Origin of the sequence: Bacteroides faecis, assembly GCF_020091505.1 — a bacterium.
In the GTDB taxonomy this organism is placed as follows: Bacteria; Bacteroidota; Bacteroidia; order Bacteroidales; family Bacteroidaceae; genus Bacteroides; species Bacteroides faecis.
In genome coordinates, this window is sequence record NZ_CP081916.1 from 5765425 (window position 1) to 5784505 (window position 19081).

General features: G+C 46.8%; 23 protein-coding genes and 1 pseudogene. 15 read left to right on the forward strand and 9 right to left on the reverse strand.

Annotated features, from left to right (window positions below):
- Window positions 1-396: 396 nt before the first annotated feature.
- The 13 genes and pseudogenes from K6V30_RS22895 (at window position 397) to K6V30_RS22950 (ending at window position 9799) form a co-directional block, all read left to right on the forward strand.
- Window positions 397-2220 carry a reverse transcriptase domain-containing protein gene (locus K6V30_RS22895; protein ID WP_055270625.1) on the forward strand — a complete coding sequence of 608 codons (1824 nt, stop codon included), beginning with the start codon at window positions 397-399 and terminating at the stop codon, window positions 2218-2220.
- 244 nt (window positions 2221-2464) lie between these two features.
- Window positions 2465-2596 (forward strand): hypothetical protein, encoded by a 132-nt coding sequence (locus K6V30_RS25250; RefSeq protein ID WP_256375775.1) that lies wholly within the window; start codon window positions 2465-2467, stop codon window positions 2594-2596.
- Window positions 2597-2872 (forward strand): hypothetical protein, encoded by a 276-nt coding sequence (locus K6V30_RS22900; protein ID WP_070612847.1) that lies wholly within the window; start codon window positions 2597-2599, stop codon window positions 2870-2872.
- A 4-nt stretch (window positions 2873-2876) separates the two neighbouring features.
- Window positions 2877-3506, forward strand: coding sequence for a DUF4141 domain-containing protein (locus tag K6V30_RS22905; protein ID WP_070612845.1), 630 nt, complete (start codon window positions 2877-2879; stop codon window positions 3504-3506).
- A 29-nt stretch (window positions 3507-3535) separates the two neighbouring features.
- Window positions 3536-4549: a conjugative transposon protein TraJ gene (gene traJ / locus K6V30_RS22910; RefSeq protein ID WP_070612843.1), complete on the forward strand. Its 1014-nt coding sequence runs from the start codon at window positions 3536-3538 to the stop codon at window positions 4547-4549.
- 27 nt (window positions 4550-4576) lie between these two features.
- Window positions 4577-5200: pseudogene (traK, locus tag K6V30_RS22915) on the forward strand (conjugative transposon protein TraK).
- A complete protein-coding gene (locus K6V30_RS22920) occupies window positions 5190-5480 on the forward strand; it encodes a hypothetical protein (RefSeq protein WP_070612839.1) in 291 nt (96 codons plus the stop codon). The pseudogene traK and the gene K6V30_RS22920 overlap by 11 nt, the downstream one beginning before the upstream one ends.
- The gene (locus K6V30_RS22925; protein ID WP_070612838.1) at window positions 5464-6309 is read left to right on the forward strand and encodes a conjugative transposon protein TraM; all 846 of its coding nucleotides are present in this window, start codon (window positions 5464-5466) and stop codon (window positions 6307-6309) included. The genes K6V30_RS22920 and K6V30_RS22925 overlap by 17 nt, the downstream gene beginning before the upstream one ends.
- Before the next feature lie 30 nt (window positions 6310-6339).
- The gene (gene traM / locus K6V30_RS22930; protein ID WP_246840443.1) at window positions 6340-6726 is read left to right on the forward strand and encodes a conjugative transposon protein TraM; all 387 of its coding nucleotides are present in this window, start codon (window positions 6340-6342) and stop codon (window positions 6724-6726) included.
- Between the two features lie 4 nt (window positions 6727-6730).
- Window positions 6731-7630 (forward strand): conjugative transposon protein TraN, encoded by a 900-nt coding sequence (gene traN / locus K6V30_RS22935; RefSeq protein WP_070612834.1) that lies wholly within the window; start codon window positions 6731-6733, stop codon window positions 7628-7630.
- A gap of 18 nt (window positions 7631-7648) precedes the next feature.
- Window positions 7649-8242: a conjugal transfer protein TraO gene (locus K6V30_RS22940; protein WP_083312301.1), complete on the forward strand. Its 594-nt coding sequence runs from the start codon at window positions 7649-7651 to the stop codon at window positions 8240-8242.
- Window positions 8243-8268: 26 nt separating this feature from the next.
- The gene (locus K6V30_RS22945) at window positions 8269-8730 is read left to right on the forward strand and encodes a TraQ conjugal transfer family protein (RefSeq protein ID WP_070612832.1); all 462 of its coding nucleotides are present in this window, start codon (window positions 8269-8271) and stop codon (window positions 8728-8730) included.
- Between the two features lie 157 nt (window positions 8731-8887).
- Window positions 8888-9799: a M48 family metalloprotease gene (locus K6V30_RS22950; RefSeq protein WP_070612830.1), complete on the forward strand. Its 912-nt coding sequence runs from the start codon at window positions 8888-8890 to the stop codon at window positions 9797-9799.
- Between the two features lie 21 nt (window positions 9800-9820).
- Here the strand turns inward: K6V30_RS22950 and K6V30_RS22955 are convergent, their stop codons facing one another.
- From K6V30_RS22955 to K6V30_RS22980, 6 genes are all read right to left on the reverse strand, one after another.
- On the reverse strand, window positions 9821-10285 hold the full coding sequence (locus K6V30_RS22955) for a hypothetical protein (protein ID WP_070612828.1): 465 nt from the start codon (window positions 10283-10285) through the stop codon (window positions 9821-9823).
- Between the two features lie 370 nt (window positions 10286-10655).
- Window positions 10656-10847: a hypothetical protein gene (locus tag K6V30_RS22960; protein WP_070612826.1), complete on the reverse strand. Its 192-nt coding sequence runs from the start codon at window positions 10845-10847 to the stop codon at window positions 10656-10658.
- A 127-nt stretch (window positions 10848-10974) separates the two neighbouring features.
- Complete coding sequence (locus tag K6V30_RS22965) at window positions 10975-12918, reverse strand: ParB/RepB/Spo0J family partition protein (RefSeq protein WP_070612824.1); 1944 nt, start codon at window positions 12916-12918, stop codon at window positions 10975-10977.
- A 26-nt stretch (window positions 12919-12944) separates the two neighbouring features.
- Window positions 12945-13535, reverse strand: a complete 591-nt coding sequence (locus tag K6V30_RS22970; protein WP_070612822.1) for a hypothetical protein — start codon at window positions 13533-13535, stop codon at window positions 12945-12947.
- Between the two features lie 64 nt (window positions 13536-13599).
- A complete protein-coding gene (locus tag K6V30_RS22975) occupies window positions 13600-14613 on the reverse strand; it encodes a fusion protein (protein WP_070612820.1) in 1014 nt (337 codons plus the stop codon).
- A 34-nt stretch (window positions 14614-14647) separates the two neighbouring features.
- Entirely contained in the window at window positions 14648-14941 is a 294-nt protein-coding gene (locus K6V30_RS22980) for a hypothetical protein (RefSeq protein WP_070612817.1), read from the reverse strand.
- Window positions 14942-15738: 797 nt separating this feature from the next.
- Between K6V30_RS22980 and K6V30_RS22985 the strand changes: the two genes are divergently transcribed.
- Both K6V30_RS22985 and K6V30_RS22990 read left to right on the forward strand, forming a co-directional pair.
- Window positions 15739-15924 (forward strand): hypothetical protein, encoded by a 186-nt coding sequence (locus K6V30_RS22985; RefSeq protein WP_224207208.1) that lies wholly within the window; start codon window positions 15739-15741, stop codon window positions 15922-15924.
- A complete protein-coding gene (locus K6V30_RS22990; RefSeq protein ID WP_224207209.1) occupies window positions 15884-16963 on the forward strand; it encodes a clostripain-related cysteine peptidase in 1080 nt (359 codons plus the stop codon). The genes K6V30_RS22985 and K6V30_RS22990 overlap by 41 nt, the downstream gene beginning before the upstream one ends.
- Window positions 16964-16973: 10 nt before the next feature.
- Here the strand turns inward: K6V30_RS22990 and K6V30_RS22995 are convergent, their stop codons facing one another.
- From K6V30_RS22995 to K6V30_RS23005, 3 genes are all read right to left on the reverse strand, one after another.
- Complete coding sequence (locus K6V30_RS22995) at window positions 16974-17519, reverse strand: GNAT family N-acetyltransferase (RefSeq protein WP_070612812.1); 546 nt, start codon at window positions 17517-17519, stop codon at window positions 16974-16976.
- Window positions 17520-17521: 2 nt separating this feature from the next.
- Window positions 17522-17680 (reverse strand): hypothetical protein, encoded by a 159-nt coding sequence (locus K6V30_RS23000; RefSeq protein WP_168166742.1) that lies wholly within the window; start codon window positions 17678-17680, stop codon window positions 17522-17524.
- 120 nt (window positions 17681-17800) lie between these two features.
- Window positions 17801-18487, reverse strand: coding sequence for an RNA polymerase sigma factor (locus K6V30_RS23005; RefSeq protein ID WP_168166741.1), 687 nt, complete (start codon window positions 18485-18487; stop codon window positions 17801-17803).
- Between the last annotated feature and the right edge of the window lie 594 nt (window positions 18488-19081).

Consider the following 19081-nt stretch of genomic DNA (forward strand, 5'->3'; position numbering starts at 1 on the left):
GAGGATAAAGCCTGTATTGGTTGAACGATAGTCCGAGCAGTCGTATCCTTGGGCAATGACGGAAGACAGTTGAATAATTCTTCGGAATTATACCGTTATGTTGCGGTACTACACTGATGACAGGTAGCAGGAGTAGCATAAACTTACCGCAAGGCAACTACCATAAGTAGTAAAGGACGAAAGTCGTATCCGACAATCTATCGAGCCAAATAGTCGTCAAATTTCTAAACGGGGATTGCCTAAACCGGAAAGCCAGTTGTAGGGCTATGGGGTCTGCCCCTGAATATCCGGCATGGCAACGGAGCTTCCATAGTAGTCTGAGCAGGGTAAGGTCCTGTACATGGCGAAGGGGAGCAGCTAATTAAGTTTAACAATTTAAAGGAAGATGTGAGAGACATGAGAAATCCAGAAAATGTGTTGAACAGTCTGAGTAAACACAGCGGTAACTTGAACTATAAGTTTGAGCGGCTGTATAGAGTGCTGTTTAATGAGGAAATGTTTTATGTAGCCTATCAGAATATTTACAGCAAGACAGGCAACATGACGGCAGGAGCCGATGGTAAAACCATTGACGGAATGAGCATTGACCGAGTTGAACAATTGATTGATAGTCTCAAAAATGAGACTTATCAGCCTAATCCGTCCAAAAGGACGTACATACCTAAGAAAAACGGGAAAAAACGTCCGCTTGGCATACCCTCTTTTGATGATAAGCTGGTACAGGAAGTAGTTAGAATGATACTTGAAGCAATCTATGAAGGCAGTTTTGAACATACTTCACATGGGTTTCGTCCCAAACGAAGTTGTCATACTGCTCTTATAGATATACAAAAGACATTCACTGCCGTGAAATGGTTTATTGAAGGCGATATTAAAGGATTCTTCGACAATATCAATCATGACGTATTGATTAATATTCTTCGGGAACGTATCGCTGACGAAAGATTTTTGCGGCTTATCCGAAAGTTCCTGAATGCCGGATATGTGGAAGACTGGGTATTTCATAGAACGTACAGTGGAACTCCACAAGGCGGGATTATCAGCCCAATACTGGCTAATATCTACCTTGACAAGCTCGACAAGTACATCAAGGAATACACCAATCGGTTTAATAAAGGGGTAACGAGAAAAGGCGATGCTCGATACAAGCTCTACGAACAGCGGAGATACCGACTGGCAAAGAAGCAAAAGAATGAGAAAGATGTAAAGGTAAGGGAACAGATGACCGCTGAAATTAAGCGGCTACGAGAAGAACGGAACAACTATCCGGCACGTAATGAAATGGACAGCAGTATCAAACGGTTAAAATATGTGAGATACGCAGATGATTTTCTGATTGGAATTACCGGTAGTCTGGAAGACTGTAAAACAGTAAAAGAGGATATTAAGAACTATTTGAATGAAGCTCTTAAACTGGAACTGTCAGACGAAAAGACACTGATAACCAATGCGCAAAAGCCAGCAAAATTTCTCGGATATGACGTATTTATCCGCAGGTGTAATGATTTACGCAAGGATAAGTTCGGTAGAACGGTTAGGGCATTCGGACACAAGCCTGTCTTGTATCTGAATTTTGAAACGATGCGGAAGAAACTCTTTGATTACAAGGTCGCAAGAATAGCGGTTGTCAATGGTAAAGAGGTTTGGAAATCTATCGTCAGAACGTACATGCTGAACTTGGATGACTTGGAAATAGTCAGTCAGTTCAATGCCGAAATCCGAGGGTTCTATAATTACTACTCAATAGCCAATAATAGCTATGTCATCAATTCTTTCTATCACATTATGTCATACAGTATGTATAAGGTATTTGCGAACAAATACAAATCATCTGTAAAGAAAATCCTTCTGAAATATAAAAAGAATAAGGTTTTCCAAGTGGCATATGAAAATAGCAAGGGTAAGACACTTTACCAATCATTTTATCATGATGGTTTCAAACGCAAAAAGGTTGCAGGTAATATTTACTGTGACACTATTCCACGGACAGTTTCCATAACAGGTGGACGTAACAGCCTTATGGAAAGGCTGAAACTCCAAGTCTGCGAATTATGCGGTGCTACCGATAAACTCGAAATGCATCACGTTCGCAAACTTAAAGACCTGAAAGGTAAATCCGACTGGGAAAAGAGAATGATAGCCCGAAGACGAAAAACTTTGGCTGTCTGCTCAAAGTGTCATGCAAAGATAGACCCCGACCGAAGAATCAGACTGAATTAATTAGTGGAGAGCCGGATACAGGGAGACTTGTAAGTCCGGTTCGGAGGCGAGTACTCGGAAACCTATCATAGAAATATGACAAGGCGCTGGGTGCTTAGCCTACTGCTATACCACCGAAGAGACTGAGAAACTGGAACTTACCCGGCTTACTGAAAAGTTGGGGGGAAACATAGAGTTAGCTATCAAACAACTTGCCGAAAGCAAGCGGCAGGAAAAAAAGTAACCATTTTAATCCATAAAGACAATGAGCAAGAAAGATTTATTAAGCCAATGCAGGGAAGCGCTCGGAGACGCGACCCTGACCAATCTGGATTTGTTGAACCTGATTGGGGAAATGAAGAAGGAACTGGGACATGACCGCATCTGCGGCCACTGAATGAACAAGGAAGGCGGTTCTACGCTGACTATCCGTAAATCCAACCATGTGACGGACGGATTCAAGGGATACAAGGCCACACTGTTCGCCGGAGAAACGAGTTATACCGAAATCAATATCCCGCTTCGTGGTGGTGACGGCCTTTTCCTGCACGGGAACAGGGATGCCGGATGTATCGGGTATTTCAGCGGAAGTGAGGTAATGTTGTTCGGCAGTTACGGGCTGTTTGCCCGTGATGACGACAGCCGGTATTTACTTACCAAAGAAAGGAGATAGACGTATGAAAAAGAGAATAATGATTCTGTTCATGGCATTGCTCTCCCTTCCGGTGACAAGCAAAGCGCAATGGGCGGTGATAGACCCCACAAACCTTGCCCAAGGCATCGTAAATTCGGCCAATGAAATTGTGCAAACTTCCACAACGGCACAGAACATGTGGAGTAACTTTCAGGAAACCGTAAAGATTTACCAGCAGGGAAAGGCCTACTACGACGCTTTGAAATCCGTACACGACCTTGTAAAAGGCGCCCGTAAAGTCCAACAGACCATCTTACTGGTTGGTGACATCAGCGATATTTACGTGACCAATTTCAATACGATGATGGGCGACCCGAACTTCACCGTGGAGGAACTCTCGGCCATTGCTTTCGGGTATAACCGGCTACTTGAGGAAAGCAGCAGCCTGTTGCTGGACTTGAAGGAAGTGACCACGGCTACCGGACTCTCGATGACCGACAAGGAACGGCTGGACATCATCAACCGGATATACGGCGAAGTGCTGGAATACAAGAACCTGACATGGTACTATACCCGAAAGAATATCGGAATATCGTACCTGCGCAGCAAGAAGAAGGGGGATTCCCAAAGGGTACTCGCCCTGTACGGGACACACGACCAGCGTTACTGGTAATCATTCATCATTAAAGAAACGGATAAACTATGGTATTACTATCAATAGACTGGACGAACCTGCATGAGTTGCTGCGTTCGCTTTACGATGAAATGATGCCGCTGTGCGAGGACATGGCAAGCGTGGCGAAGGGAGTGGCGGGTATCGGCGCCCTGTTTTATGTGGCCTACCGGGTGTGGCAGTCCCTTGCAAGGGCGGAGGAGATAGACGTGTTCCCGCTTTTCAGACCGTTCGTGCTGGGACTCTGCATCATGTTCTTCCCCACCATTGTATTGGGTACGATCAACGGGATACTTTCCCCCGTATGCAGTGCGACTTCCTCGCTGGTCGAACAGCAGACTTTCGACATGAAGAGGTATCAGGAAGAGAAGGACGAACTGGAACGGGAGGCGATGTTGCGTGACCCTGCAAAGGCCTTTTTGGTAAGTGACGAGGAGTTTGACAAGAAGATAGACGAACTCGGCTGGTCATTGGGTGACATGGACACGATGATAAACATGTACGGGCAGAAAGCGGTGTATGACATGGGAGAGAAAGTGCGGCAATGGTTCCGGGAACTGCTGGAACTGTTCTTCCAGGCGGCCTCGCTGCTGATAGACACGCTGAGGACTTTCTTCCTGATTGTATTGTCGATTTTGGGGCCTATCTCCTTTGCGCTGGCCGTCTATGACGGATTCCAGAGTACGCTCACCACATGGCTCTCACGCTACATCTGTATTTACTTATGGCTACCCGTGGGCGACCTGTTCGGGGCTATCCTCTCACGCATACAGATACTGATGTTGCAGCAGGACATCAAGCAGATGCAAGATCCGACATTCATACCGGACGCGTCGAACAGCGTATATTGTATATTCATGATTATAGGTATCATCGGTTACTTCTGTGTGCCCACAGTGTCCTCGTGGATTATACAGGCAGGCGGTGCGGGAGCTTACGGGCAGAAGGCCAACGGCGCCGGTAAGATGGCCGGAAACGGTGCGGCGGCAGTCGGCGGCGCGGTCGGCGGATCAGTGGCCGGACGCATCAAGAAAATGTTTTAACGGATAATTAATTGACAGAAAAAAGACATGGAATTTAAATCATTAAAAAACATCGAGACATCGTTCCGGCAGCTGCGGCTGTTCGGAATGGTATTCCTGGGAGTATGCGCACTGGTAACGGTCTTCGCCACCTGAAAGGCATACGACTTTGCGGAAGCGCAGCGGCAGAAAATCTATGTACTGGACAGCGGGAAATCGCTGATGCTGGCCCTCTCACAGGACGTGCAGCAGAACCGCCCCGTCGAAGCGAGGGAGCATATCAGGCGTTTCCACGAACTGTTCTTCACCTTGTCCCCCGACAAGAGCGCCATTGAAAGTAATGTGCAGCGTGCCCTTTACCTCTCGGATGAAAGCGCCATCGGTTATTACCGGAACTTGCAGGAGAAAGGGTATTTCAACCGGATGATAGCGGGTAATATCTCGCAGACCCTGACGGTGGACAGCATACGGGGAGACTTCAACAGCTATCCATACGAGATGAAGACCTATTGCCGGCAGCACATCATCCGTTCGAGCAGCGTTACCGAAAGGTCGCTTGTCACCACCTGCCGCCTGAGGAATGTGACCCGGAGCGACAACAATCCGCAGGGTTTCCTGATAGAGGGTTTTACCATCATCGAAAACAGGGACATCGGACAGTATGAAAGATAACGGGATAAAAAAGGTCTTCCACTCGTTCAGAACGGGGAAAGACCGCCAATTAGCAAAACTCCGCAGACGCTGGCAGCGGTTGAACTACCGGCAGCAGAGGATTATCATCCTTTGCCTGCTCGGACTCTTCGCCGCCATCGACCTTGCCTACATCGTGGGTGGTTTCTGTGGGACAGACAAATTTCCGATTGAGGTGCGGCATCTCCAAAGGGTGGCGCTTCCCCGGACGGACAGTATCCAACCATTCAAAAACAATGTATCCAATGACACAATCCGATAAGAAAGAAGAGCAAGAAAGGGGGACGGCAACGCAGAAAGCGGAGCCTGCATCCTCCAAGGAGAAAAAGTTAAGCGGCAAGACCGCCGGGAAACTGAAATTTTATGGCGTGGTGGCATTCCTCTCCCTGCTGTGTGCCGGATTTATCTGGTTCCTTTTCAAACCGGATGCGGCCGCCACGGTGGAAGGGACAGCGGGCATCAACACCACGATACCCGACGCTATCGCGCCCGAAACGATGGCCGACAAACAGAAGGCTTACGAACTGGAAGAGATGAAGAAACGCAGGCAGGAGAAGGTAAGAACCTTGCAGGACATGGCTGGCGATTTGACACCGGACACGCCGGACGGGCTGAAGCCGGAAGAAGACACACCGAAAGCGGATGCTATCCGGAAGTCCAGGGAAAAGCAACGGCAGATTTCAAGGCAGATCACCTCGTTCTATCAGGAACCGAAGGAGAGTCCGAGGGTGGACGAACTGGAACGGCAGGTGAAAGAGCTTAACGAAAAACTGGAACGCGAGCGCAAGGGAGAAGACCCGCTGGAACTGATGGAGAAGTCGTATGAGATGGCGGCACGCTATTTCCCCGGACAGACGGGCGGACAGGTGAAGAATATACAGCCTGCGGGCAGTTCATCCGGCAATCCTGCCGCCATAGCCGCCGGACGTGCCACAGAGAATGTGGTTTCGTCACTGGCCGCACCTCCGGCCCCCGACACGATACCCCGCAATTACGGTTTTGCCACTGCCGTAGGTGGCGGACAGCTTGCCGGAGCCAATACGATACGTGCCTGCGTGGCTGAAGACCAGACGGTGACTACCGGGGCATGACTGAAATTCAGGCTGCTGGAACCGCTGCAAGTGGGCGGCGTGCTTGTGCCGTCCAATACCCCGATATACGGCATAGTGCGTATCGAGGGGCAGCGGATGGCGGTCACGGTAAACTCCATAGAGAGCGGCGGCAATATCCTGCCGGTAGAATTGGCGGCATACGACATGGACGGGCAGGCCGGGCTTTTCGTCCCGAATACCGCAGAGCGTACCGCCATGAAGGAAGCCGCCGCCAATATCGGGGGCAGTTTCGGGACAAGCATCTCGTTTGCACGTAGCGCCTCGCAACAGCTTGTCATGGACGTGACAAGGGGCGTGCTTAGTGGCGGATCACAATACCTCGCTACAAAGATGCGTGAGGTGAAGGTGGCCGTGAAAGCGAATTATCAACTTTTATTCATATCCCAAAAACAGTAATCAGATGAAGACAAGATTTATTTTATCAATAGTCATGCTTTTCTCCCTGCTGGGGGCAAAAGCGCAGGAGGCAGTGGAAACAAAGATATTTCCCACCAACCAGATTATCGCACCGCATCAGATTGAGGTGACTTTCCAGAAGACCGTGCATATCCTTTTCCCTTCCGAAGTGAAATATGTGGATTTGGGTTCGTTTGACATCATCGCCGACAAGGCGACGGGAGCGGAAAACGTGGTACGCATCAAGGCGGCGGTAAAAGGCTTTGAAGGGGAAACGAACTTCTCCGTCATCACTGCCGACGGTTGTTTCTATTCCTTTAATGTGGTTTACAAGGACGAACCGGCACAGCTCTCCATCGAAATGGAGGACTGGCTCCGGGACAATCCCGAAGGCGGCATTGCCGGTGACCGCATGTTCGTGAAACTGAAGGAACTGGGCGGGGAAACACCGCTGGTGGTGAGCCGCATCATGTACACGCTGTATAAGAAGAACAAAAGGGACATCAGGCATATAGGCTGCAAAAAGTACGGCATACAAACACTGCTCAAAGGGCTTTATATCAACAATGACCTGCTGTACCTGCATACTTCCCTACGCAACAGTTCGGATATATCGTTCGATATTGACTATATCCGTTTCAAGGTGGTGGATAAAAAAGTAGCCAAACGCACCGCCATACAGGAGAACTTCATCGAACCGGTAAGGACATACAACCGCCTGACAACGGTAGACGGGAAAGCCACGGTACGCAATATATTCGTGCTGCCCAAGCTCACCCTGCCGGATGACAAACTGCTCGTTGTGGAGATTTACGAAAAGAGCGGTGCCCGTCACCAGTCCTTCCGTATAGAGAATACCGACCTTGTGGCGGCAAAGCCGATCAGTGAACTGCATCTGAAATAGTAACCCCTATATAATATAATGTATATGCAAAGAATACTATTCATATTGACGGTTGCCGTGACGTTGCTCTTAGGAGTGGACAAGGCATACGCGCAGCGTGACCTGCCGGGGCAGACCGGCATACAGCTCACCAGCGGTGGAGTGGATCATTTCCTTTCATGGAAGAGCGGCGGCGAGCGTCACTACTTCACCTCGCTGGCCTTTACCCGTACCAACCGCAACCGCAGCTATTGGCTGTACGGTCTGGACTATCAGATAAAGGAATATACTTATGAGAACAAGGCGATACCGAAAGCGCAGTTCACCGGAGAACTCGGCTACTTTATCCCCGTATTGTCGGACAAGGGACGGAACGTCTGTTTCCGTATCGGACTTTCCGCTCTGGGCGGCTTCGAGACAGTCAATTGGGGAACCTGCCTGCTCCCTGACGGGGCGGCAGTGACCAACGGAGACTGTTTTATTTATGGCGGAGGACTCACGGCGGCCTTTGATGTCTATCTGACAGACCGGATCGTCTTCCTGCTGCAAGTCAAGGAAAGGGCGTTGTTCGGAACGGACACAGGGAATTTCCATACACAGATAGGATTGGGCATTCGCATTATTATCAACTAACGAAAAGAGAAAGGAGAAATATAAAAATGAAAAACGTAATTTATATATGTATAGCCGCACTCTTTGCGGTGCTGGCATTTGGTTCATGCAACGATGAGATAGACATCCGGCAGGATTATGATTTCAGTCTCTCGTCATGGTATCTGCAAAAGCAGATTGCAACGGGTGAAACGGTGGAGATACGCTTTTATCTCGACCGTGAAGGGGACTATGAAAAGGCGGAGTATGAAATAGGCTACATTCAGATGGAAGGCAAGGGAGAGGTGACGGACTGCGAAGGTGTGAAACTCGTCAACCGGGAAGTAAGGCCGCTGGCGGAAGTGCCGGAACTGGATACCGAAAATCCGGTGAGGCAGGTATTCACTCTCTTTTACCGCTCGACAAGTGCCAAACGCTCGGAATTGAAATTCTTTGTCCGGGATAATTTCGGCAGGGAAAAGGAGCTGACGGTGACATTTGACGTGGAAAGCGGTACGGCAGAAGAATAGTCGCTATCAGTATCTGTCAGGAAGGACGGCGGGGCATCCCGCCGTCTCCTATTTTATGAAATTTGCTTAATGAAAACAAATGAATAAGTAATTGTTCCGGATTGCACAAAATTTGTTTCTATATTTAGCCGGAAGTTAGTAAATCAATCATATATGCATGAAAACAACACTCAGAATATTCCGCATTATCAGCAAGTTGTTGCTGCTGGCCTATGTCACGATAGTGAATTTTGTCTTTATTACGGTGTTTTACGCATTGCTGCTTTCAATCTTACGTCATATATGGCCGGCGTACATGCCGGGTCTGTTTGATGAAGGGCTGATTCCCTATTTAGTCAATACGTTGCCGTACTATCTTTTACTGTCATTCATCCTTTATTCCATTTCTCCGCTTAACGTGTGGATGCTACGCAGAAAAGAAGGATACCGTCCTTTGAACAGTTCCGACCGCATGAGGCTGGAACGGTTGCTTTCGGAAATGGGCATGAACCGGAAACTGAAACTTTATCGTAACAATGACGCGCGGGTAAATGCCGCCGCATTCGGTTTCAACACGATAGGATTGACGGGCGGAGTACTCGCCACCGCTTCGGATGAGGAACTGAAGGGTATCATCAGTCATGAAGTGGGACATATCTCCCATTACGACTTTGTCTATCAGGTGCTTTTATTCTCGATGGAGTCGTTCGGTTACCGCTGCCTTTACGGTATATTTCTTATTCCGGCTTTGATATTCGGGATAATCGGCAGCATGGTGTCTGCATTAGTTCCGGCATTGGGTTTTGTGGGTGAGCTTATAGCGAAGATATGGTGGGCCGTTTATAAATTGCTTCATCGGATTATTTACGGTATCAGCCGGATAGCTGACGTGAATATCAATAAATATGCCGAGTACCGTTGCGACACGTATGCCGTGCGTTATGGCTGCGGTGAAGGACTGCTTTCTTTCCTCCGCCGGTTGAAAAGAACGGAAGACGTTTACTGTGAACGTCCGACTTTTACCGAATATATCATGAGTACGCATCCGTCAACCGAAAAACGGATTGCACGGCTGGAAAAACAGCTGTAACATATAGCCGGAAATATGTACTTATATCATTTTGCAGATATTGGTATAGGAAACGCCGGATGTACGCACCTGCCCGATTTCTTCGGAAAAGTCGTCATAAAAACAGACGATGTGATGATAGTCGGCAAATGCCTTTCCGGTGCTGTCTTTTTCCGAAGGAACTTCTTTATTGTCCGCCTGCTTCATCAAATCATCAGATAGGGCGTGATACAGCTTATCGGCATCTGCCGGATACGGTGTTGCGGGTATGACCGCCGAAAATATAATCTCCGGGCATTTGTCCGCTTCACGCAACATGACTATCGTGTCTGCGCCTAATAATCCGATAAAGGAATGGAGATTGCAGGTGAATGTGCGGCAACCTTCATCATAAAGTGAGAGGATGATACGATAGAGTTCCATTCGGATCTTGTCTTCCCTGAATTGGTCGTATTTTGTTGTCTTTTCAATGGTACTGCCTGTTATGGCAACGCTCTTGTTGTACATCTTGCTATAGTTTTTAATTAATGCCTTGTCCGTAATTTCTTGCTATGTGCCGGAAAGAAAAAAGCACGGTACTTTACAAGTTTTACTCTCAGGTACGACCAAGCACCCATGCAGGAAACGAGTAAGCACCGTGCCATAAGCGTATGACAAGGACTTCGCCCGTTTATCCTCCTGCAATGAATTTGGTCGTTTCGAGAGTAAGAATAAACAGCTAAAAGCTATTCTAATATGTTATCATTCAACTTTTTTCTAATCTTATAACTTTCTTGATTTTATATTCAACTACGCAAAAGTAGAAAAAAGCCGGGCAATCACGTAAGGATTGCCCGACTTTTTTGAGGGAAGCTGTTCAGGTGTGGGGTGTGGCAGGTCAGTCCACGGGTTCGCCGCCATAGTACAGGCGGCAGATGTCCTCGTGGATTTCACGCATGAACAGTCGGTTTTCAATCAGGCTGTAAAACTTCGTGCCCTCCTTGTCCACGATACAGAGTATCTGGTTTTTAAGGAAGAAGTCCGTATCGGTGGAATATTCCACATTCGGGGAGATTCTGATATAGTTCATATATGGATGGTTGGGATGATAATTACGGTGGCGGTGTGGGTGGGGTCATCCGGCCCTGCCCGCCTTGCCGGTCTTGGAAAGAAAAGCCATACCGGATTTTATTTCCGGCATGGCTTCATGTTCATTTTTAGGCCGCCTTGTCATTTCCGGCTTTTCCTTTTTTCGCTTCGGTGAGTGGTTCTTCCTGCTTTCCGGCTGTCGGTGTCGGCATAGCTTCGGTTTTCTTCGCTGCCGCCTTTTCCGTTTTCTTTATTTCGTTTATCCGCTCTTCCAAGCGTTCGTGCCGTTTCTGATATTCTTCCTCGTGGGTGGCTTTGGCAAGTCCGTACTGGTCGGGGAAGTGCATGTTTGCGAAGTCCCTTAACAGTTTGGATGCGCTGTTGTCTCCGTAAGCGTCCTCACAAAGAAAATGGTTGATGAAGTCCCGTTTGATGACCGTCTTTTGTGCGTCCGTCAGCTTGGCTACAATCTTCATCCGCTGTTTTTCATCCAATCGGATGGGCTGGTCTTTGATGCCGCAAAGCGGATAATGCTTTCTTTGCAGTTTGGTAAGCATGATGAAATAAAGCATTCCGTCCTCGTACTGCGTAAACGGGCTTTCGGGATAGTCGTTTTCACGGACTACTTTTTTTGTGTCGGCTACAATCTTTTCAACGGAAAGTTGTTTGAAACGCTTGTCCCGTTCCTGCAATGTCTCGATAGTGACGGGGGCGGTTTCCTTCTTGTTTATCTCCACGTAGCAAAGTTCGGGTTCGGTCTGTCCCACCTTAACATACGTCTTTATCCTGCCTTCTTCCTTTTTGCGGTTCAGTTCTTCCACTTTTCGGGCGTATTCCTCGTTTCTTTGTTCAAAGGTCTGTACCGCTTGTTCATACTCTGTCGGTTCGGTGAACTGTTCCTTTTGCGGTGCTTCGGGTGCTTTCGGAAATTCCCTTGCCGATACGTTATAATCGAAGTCTTTGATTTCGTGCCCTTTCTTGTCCAATTTTTGGAGTGCCGTATCGTTACGGCTTCCGTAATAAGGTCGGGCTATCACTAATTTAGGGTCGGATTTCAACAGTTTCTCCGTCTCCTTTGCCACATGCGCTGCGTTCTTGGTTTCCAAACACTTGCGGTTGGTGCAATGTCCGCACCCGTTATGCTCGGCAAAAAGGTTATAATTCGCTGCGTTGTGTACACACGCCTTGCATTCCGTCTTGTCGAACTTGTATTGTTCAAGGTCGGTGGTATAGCATTTTTCAAAATGCTTTCTAAAAAGGTTCAATGTGTATCCCGTCCAATTATCTCCGCTGTCTTCCTTGAGGTGTTTCTCGTACACGTCCTTTTGGATGTTGGGTTCATAGGTGCTTATCTCCTCGGCTACGCTGACGGTGATTGTCTCATTATCCAGCAGTTCACCGATAGGCGCATACAGTTCGTTCAGTTTCAAACGGGTATAGATATATTTCTCGCTCCGTCCGAAACGGCTGACAAGTGAATACATATCATACCTGCCCTTTTCAAGCAGGCGTTTGAAGGCTTTCGCTTCTTCGGTGGGGCGTACCTGCTCACGCTGCAAATTTTCACTTAATGACATATCTTCCGCTTCATCGTCTGTTACATTATTATATATGTTTGCCTTTATCGTCTTTGCTCCTGCAAGCAAGGAAGCACGGTAACGGCGTTCGCCGTAGATGATTTCGTAACCGCCTTCTGTGCGTGGGCGTACTGCGATAGCCTGCAAAACGCCCACTTCCCGAATGCTGTCGGCAAGTTCCTGCAAAGATGTGTCATTGAACGTCTTGCGATGATTGTCCGCGCTTGGGTGTATGGTGGTAATGTCAAGGTCTGTTTCGGCTGTGGCCGTTGCAAGCGGTGCTTTAAGCGTGGCTTGCTGCGGTGCTCCTTCCACAACGGTGGGAACGGTTACCGTTTCGGGTGCTTCCGTTACTCCGGCAGTGGTGGGCACATTCTGCGGTGAAAGTAATATCATCGGTTTGGGAATGATTGCCAAAGCGGTTACTTTCACTGCTGTTTCTTTCTCTGATTTCTGTACGTTGTTCATTTTCTGTACTTTTTTGTTCGTCTTCATAATTGTAATTTTTTTAATGTTGATAGTTAATTGAATAGTTTTCCGTCTGAAAGGTATTCCCAATCGTTGGCGTTACTTTCTTCCGTGAAGAATTTCAAAGTTTGGGTACTCTCCATATCATCCCGACAAGCACGGAAAAAGCTGTCGAGACAATCGTTCATAAGGTTGTCAAACGTGACTGTTTCGGTGGGGGATTCCAAAAACTTATAAATCGGATCGAGAATGCAGTCATCTATGTAATAGCCCGTAAGGGGGCAACAAGTATCTACAAGTATTCTGCTTTTTCTGCCTTTCCTTCCGTTCCAATAGAATCTGGGCGTATATAGGTCGCTCCAATGGTTGTTTGTCAGATAGGTTGCCAGCCTCCAACCGCTTAACTTGTCTATGCAGTCTTCCTGTCTGCTCCGATAGTCATAGCTATAATGGGATGCGTCATACCTCCAATTACCGCACACAATGCCGAAGCGTTCGCAAAAGGTATTGAGCGTTTGACGGTTCTCGTCCGTCCAGCCGTAATAGTATCGGCTGTATAACCATTCATCATACGCCTTTTCTTTGGCTTCACCGGATAACTCGGTTATCTGATAAAGGGTATATGTTCTTGTTTCTGTTCTCATATCATTACATGCTTAAAAGTCCTTTGATAGTGTGGCGGATTACTCCACCACACTTTGAATATAGTCATGCGTGGATGCACGTTGCGAGTGTCTCACGTACTTTCTGCTCCTGCTTCCGGCTGTATATCCATCCTGCACGCCTTTCACCGTTGTAGGTGAGGTTCACACGGAACAGGCCGTTCAGACCTTTCAAAATGTCCTTTATCGGCTTGGTGTCCCCGAATACGGCTATCGCCTTTTCGCTGTACTCCACGATTTCAAGATTGAGCGGGGAAAGGTCTGCGGATGTTGTCGGCTGCTGCGCTCCGGCTTCCCTCTGCGGTGCTTTCAGACAAATGTTGGCTTCGTCTCCTGCGGTGTGGGCGTATTGTTCGATAAACTTTTCAAGGCTGTAAATCGGCTCTTTTGAAATCGTCCAACCGCTGTACTTGTTCCTGCCCAAATACATGCCGTCCCCCATACTGTAATTTTCACGGTGTTCGTATTCCTTGTTGTTCTCTGCCAAATAAGCCGTTCCCTCAAAATTGGCGGCATACTTGCGCATCTCGGAAAAGAGGTTGCGTGTATGGGTGGAAAAGCCTAAAATCACGGTTCTTTCTATACGGTAGTCGTAGTAGTCCGTATAACTTTCGCACTCGCTCACCCGTAGTTCACCGATAATAACGGCTTTTGCATCCGACGGGATAAGGGGACGCAAGCGTTCCGCTCCGATTTTTGCGGTGCGTTCGTTTTTCTGCCGTTCTTCCTCCGCTTTTCTGTCATCCTCCGTTTTCTTCTCCGTTGCCTTTGTGAGCAGGGCGGCTGTTTCCAACGGATCTAAAAGCTTGGGGTTCGCATCATCGTAATAGATGCCTATCCCGAATTTTTCCGACAAGGGTCGGATAAGGTCGGATGTATGAAATTCGTATGTCCGCAAGTTGATAAGATGATAGGTTATTCCCCACTTGCTGCGGCTCACTTCATACACTACATAGCTGTCGTAGCTGTAACCTTCCAACACTACCACTTGATTGACTGAAACGGTCTGTTCGTCTCTGTCGTAACTCTTGTTTGCTCCCAATAAATGTAACTTGTTCATAATGGATTGTTTTTTAGATGATTAATATTTCGTTTCAGAGTATCACGCATAAAAGGATGATGAAAAGGGCAAGCACGAAAAGAGAAAGGAAAGCGGAAAGAATGCGCCACACGGCACGGATAAGGAAAACCACCACCGCCAAAACGGCCAACATGGGCAGCACACCGCCCAAACCAACCGCCACACCACAGACAAAGGCACACACGAAACGCACCGTCACGTACACCACGAAGCCGACCAACGACCACTTTGCCAAAATTTTTATGCCAGTTGGAGCGGAGCCGAAGCCTCGTTTCAAATCTTGCTGTATTTCAGTTCTCTTTTTCATAACATTGACTTTTTTTTTATGCCTTGTCGGTGGCTTCACCTTGCTCGTTTCAGGGGGCAGATACGGACGGGGAGAAAATATGCAAGGCTTTTGGTGAAAAATTTTCAACCGCCCCGCTGGACGGATTGAAAAATTTTCGCCAAAACCCGTAGGGCGCGAAGCGGGCTTGCAGATTTTTAGGGGTCCCGTCCGTAGCTTCGCACCCTGAACCACGCAAGGTGAAGCTACTGACAGGGTGATAAAAATGGGGAAATGGCTATATGGGAAAAAGAGAACGGAAATACGGCAAGATTCGGAAGGCTGTGCCAACCGGATTATTTATATGATTATAATCGGATTCTATATCGGGGAAAAAGAGCCGGATATTTATATCCATAAAAAAAGTGCCTCTATCTTTGGGGATAGTGCACTTCTTTAGTTGTGTGTCTTCAAATAATAAGTCCTCACGGATTTGCTGATTTTATATCTATACCTATTGAATTTATAGAAGTTCTGTATAATCAGCCTAAACTCTAAATAATAAATGTATTCGTTCTCACGAACAGGCAATATATAACTATTACAAAATTAAGCCGGAACAAATGTAGAAATCGTATTTGACATAAAGAAACGGGTAACGTATGGTATTCTGTTGTTTATTGTTCCTTAACGGTTTCAGTCTGCTGATGCTACACTGCTGTTACAAAGTATGGACCGGATGAAGAAAAATGCTGTGTGAAGGCGAGCTTTCTTTGCCAACCAGTTAAATGCATAGCATGATTTGCGTATATTTGGCAAACTCAAAATTCAGATTAAAGATGACTGCATTCAGAAAATTTATTCACGGTTATTTCATGTTCTTTTTAAGCGGTATGAGTTTGTTGCTGTGTATATTCACCGGTTGCTCGGACGATGATGAGGATGAGCTACCGCCTGCTCCCATTTCTTATACCACGCTGATATATGATGGCCGACAACTCGATGGATTCCGACGTGGACTATAGTATCAGCCAGCTTAAAGCCGGGGCAAAGCGTAGTGCAGGAACAGCGGTGGTGTATGTGGACCGGATGAACGAAACACCGCGTCTTTTTAAAATCACACAAGTGGGTGAAGAGGTGCCACTGAAAAGCTATGGGGAAGAAAACTCCGCCAGTGTGGAGACATTGGTACGGGTGATTGGAGAAACGAAGGAACTGGTTCCGTCGGAAAGGTTCGGGCTGGTGCTCTGGTCACATTCGATGGGATGGCTTCCGAACGGGTATTCTTCCGACTTGCGCATGACACGTAGCAAGGCGGAGCAGGAATTTCCGCATACACGGTATATCGGGCCGGATTTTCATCCGGGCGATGTCCCTACTTCCGACAACATGATAGATATGGATGAACTGGCCGAGAGCCTGTCTGATCATGCAGCCGAATACATCTGGTTCGATGTCTGTCTGATGGGGTGCGTGGAAGGGCTGTATGCGGTGCGGAACAAGTGCGATTACCTGATAGCCTCGCCTACGGAGGTGCTGGCGGAAGGGGACTATGACGCATCGGGCATTCCGTATGCAAAGGTGCTACCGTATATGTTCGGCGGTGCGGAAGAGTTGAAGCAGGCTTGCCGGACATATTATAACCACTATAACGGGATGAAATATGATGTGCTGCGTTCAGCGACTATTGCTTTGGTGGATGCAGGCGAGCTGGACGGGCTGTATGATGTAGTGCATGGAATATTGGGAGGTCACTTGGCAGAAGTGGGAAGCATGGATACAAGCGGCTTGCAGGTGTACCATACGAAAGACGTGCCGCAGGTGTTCTTCGATTTGCGGGACATGGTGAATCACTTCAAATCAACGGAAGACGCGCAGCTTGAGATGCAGTTGCAGAGGACGGTGCTCTTTAAGGCAGCTACCGCCAAATTCAAGGATGTAACCATTGACCAAAGCAAATACAGCGGATTGAGCATTTATATTCCACTGGACAAGTGGAAAACGCACAATGAATACAGATACTATTTTGAATCATTGGAATGGTCGCGCCTATACGGAGAATAACGGTACTGAATCATTGCTTTCCTGCATCCAGAAACGGTTTTAAATCAAAATACATCAACCGGGTGGCATCGTCACGGTCTTTTTCGGATATAAACTCAAACCCGCAATTTTCATAGAAACCTACAGCGTCACGGTAGGCATCTACCGTGATAAAGCGGCAACCGGTTCTGTTTCCATGCGTGAATGTATATTTGATAAGGCGTAAAATGTCCCTGCCAAGTCCCTGCCCCGAATAACTTTCGGAAATGGCAAGACGTCCGATTTTGACAGCCGGATAGTGCTTGCGTCTTTTGGCATTGGGTATTTTGCGGCTTAGCCGGTTCCAAATGGAGCGTTGCTCCGGATCGAATGTAATCTTGTCATTCAAAAGACTATAGTATGCCACTGTTTTACCATTTGCATTGTCTTCCAAAAGATACGTCACCGCCATTAAGTTTTCGAGGTACTTTTGGGCATCTTCCAAAAGAAAACCGTTTAAGTCGCTATCCTTGCACTTAAACGGTTTTATCGCTGTATCTGCCCTTAAAGGCAGCAAATCAAAATCTTGCAGAGCCATTCCTATAATGTAAATGAGGCAATGGCTTTGAACTTCTCGTAAACCTTCTTGGCGGCTTCCACTTCCTCTTTCGTCACAGGACGCGGGTTAGCCATTTTTTCCGCAAAGCGTTTTGCGTCTTTTCCGGTCAGAACCGGGGTTTCTTTAATAGGTCGGGCCATGGCTGTTGGTTTTATAAGTTGTTTCCACTGCAAAGATACTTCTTTTATTTGAAAACGGGCAATTATCAGCCGATATTATAAACATAAAAATGTTTCATGCAGATTCGACAGTTCGACAGTTCATAGGCCATTCATCAGATGTTCCAGCCAGTTGCTACCATACAGACCAATCAATGCGCCTATCACCGCATCCCCCAACTGCAATCTGAGTTCGGCAAGCACCATTGATATATTGTTGTCGATGGTGCGGGGCGACAGATTTAAAATTCTTCCGACCTCTTTTGCCGACAATCCCTTGAACTTTCTCTCAATAAAAGATTGCTGCACCAAATCGGGATATTTGTCGAGTATATTATGAATCACTTTCAATATTTCTTTCTTGGCGATGATGCTTTCCACTTTTGCATCTTTTGACTCTGCCCTGTCCGCTTCGTAATTATTTTCTAAAGGAACGAAATCAAGGCTTTTCGCCAATACATCCCGATAGCAATTTATTATTTTACGTGCAATATAGGTAGCCAAAAAGGGACGGGCAGAACCCTGCTCATCAACCTTGATTTTAGCTCTATCCAAACAGATTTTCAACCAGATGTCCTGTGTCCAGTCGTCCGTTTCCGTTTCCGTTTTCTCCTCTTGAAACCATGAAATCTTTTTGAGGACAATTTTTCTTATCCACATTGAATGACGCATATAGAATAGGTTGAATGCCTGCTTGTCATCATTAACCCACCGCTGTAATAGCTCCTCATCAGACATATTTTCTGTCAGGCTTATACATTTGTCATTATTCTTGCTCTGTCTCATCATGACGATATTTATTGTTGTCGGCAAAAATAACAGACCTCTTATAAACAGATATGTCATTGCTATTAAATAATCGCCCATATCAGAAAAAAGCTTTATTTTTATTGATTTATATGTAGTTGTGTTACAAATATATAACAGATGGCGTGAGTATGTCCGTAAAAGATACGCACTGATTTTGTGATTGAAGTGCACTTGAACGCCTTCTTTCTGTTTAAGGTTAATTAACGTGAGATTTCTCCCGCTTTTTACGATAATACTAATAAAGGGGGATTGATAAAGTGAGGTTGAAGAAGTGGCATTGAAGAAACGGTACTGGAGAAATGATAAAGTCGGAAAATCGGCAGATGAGGGAAAATGGAACGGGAGCATTTTATTTTGATGCTCAAAAGTTCAAATACGAAAGATGCCGAAAAAAAGTTTTTCGATAATATTTCATTGAATTACAATAGGTTAATACACTATTGATTGAAAGATTACTTCTTGATTAACGTTAATTAACGTGAGATTCCTCCCGCTTTTTACGATAATATTAGTAGAGGGGCATGATAAAGTGAGGTTGACAAAGCGAGATTGGAAACGAGAGATTGAAATAGG

Bases quoted from the DNA above. Each gene is read 5' to 3' on its own strand.
- K6V30_RS22970 (WP_070612822.1), bottom strand. From the start codon at position 13,535: ATGAGAACAGAAACAAGAACATATACCCTTTATCAGATAACCGAGTTA.
- K6V30_RS22960 (WP_070612826.1), bottom strand. From the start codon at position 10,847: ATGAACTATATCAGAATCTCCCCGAATGTGGAATATTCCACCGATACG.
- K6V30_RS22945 (WP_070612832.1), top strand. From the start codon at position 8,269: ATGAAAAACGTAATTTATATATGTATAGCCGCACTCTTTGCGGTGCTG.
- traJ (WP_070612843.1), top strand. From the start codon at position 3,536: ATGGTATTACTATCAATAGACTGGACGAACCTGCATGAGTTGCTGCGT.
- K6V30_RS22950 (WP_070612830.1), top strand. From the start codon at position 8,888: ATGAAAACAACACTCAGAATATTCCGCATTATCAGCAAGTTGTTGCTG.
- K6V30_RS22985 (WP_224207208.1), top strand. From the start codon at position 15,739: ATGACTGCATTCAGAAAATTTATTCACGGTTATTTCATGTTCTTTTTA.
- K6V30_RS22995 (WP_070612812.1), bottom strand. From the start codon at position 17,519: ATGGCTCTGCAAGATTTTGATTTGCTGCCTTTAAGGGCAGATACAGCG.
- K6V30_RS25250 (WP_256375775.1), top strand. From the start codon at position 2,465: ATGAGCAAGAAAGATTTATTAAGCCAATGCAGGGAAGCGCTCGGAGAC.
- K6V30_RS22920 (WP_070612839.1), top strand. From the start codon at position 5,190: ATGAAAGATAACGGGATAAAAAAGGTCTTCCACTCGTTCAGAACGGGG.
- K6V30_RS23000 (WP_168166742.1), bottom strand. From the start codon at position 17,680: ATGGCCCGACCTATTAAAGAAACCCCGGTTCTGACCGGAAAAGACGCA.
- K6V30_RS22980 (WP_070612817.1), bottom strand. From the start codon at position 14,941: ATGAAAAAGAGAACTGAAATACAGCAAGATTTGAAACGAGGCTTCGGC.
- traN (WP_070612834.1), top strand. From the start codon at position 6,731: ATGAAGACAAGATTTATTTTATCAATAGTCATGCTTTTCTCCCTGCTG.
- K6V30_RS22975 (WP_070612820.1), bottom strand. From the start codon at position 14,613: ATGAACAAGTTACATTTATTGGGAGCAAACAAGAGTTACGACAGAGAC.
- K6V30_RS22940 (WP_083312301.1), top strand. From the start codon at position 7,649: ATGTATATGCAAAGAATACTATTCATATTGACGGTTGCCGTGACGTTG.
- K6V30_RS22895 (WP_055270625.1), top strand. From the start codon at position 397: ATGAGAAATCCAGAAAATGTGTTGAACAGTCTGAGTAAACACAGCGGT.
- K6V30_RS23005 (WP_168166741.1), bottom strand. From the start codon at position 18,487: ATGATGAGACAGAGCAAGAATAATGACAAATGTATAAGCCTGACAGAA.
- K6V30_RS22900 (WP_070612847.1), top strand. From the start codon at position 2,597: ATGAACAAGGAAGGCGGTTCTACGCTGACTATCCGTAAATCCAACCAT.
- K6V30_RS22965 (WP_070612824.1), bottom strand. From the start codon at position 12,918: ATGAAGACGAACAAAAAAGTACAGAAAATGAACAACGTACAGAAATCA.
- K6V30_RS22905 (WP_070612845.1), top strand. From the start codon at position 2,877: ATGAAAAAGAGAATAATGATTCTGTTCATGGCATTGCTCTCCCTTCCG.
- K6V30_RS22955 (WP_070612828.1), bottom strand. From the start codon at position 10,285: ATGTACAACAAGAGCGTTGCCATAACAGGCAGTACCATTGAAAAGACA.
- K6V30_RS22925 (WP_070612838.1), top strand. From the start codon at position 5,464: ATGACACAATCCGATAAGAAAGAAGAGCAAGAAAGGGGGACGGCAACG.
- K6V30_RS22990 (WP_224207209.1), top strand. From the start codon at position 15,884: ATGATGGCCGACAACTCGATGGATTCCGACGTGGACTATAGTATCAGC.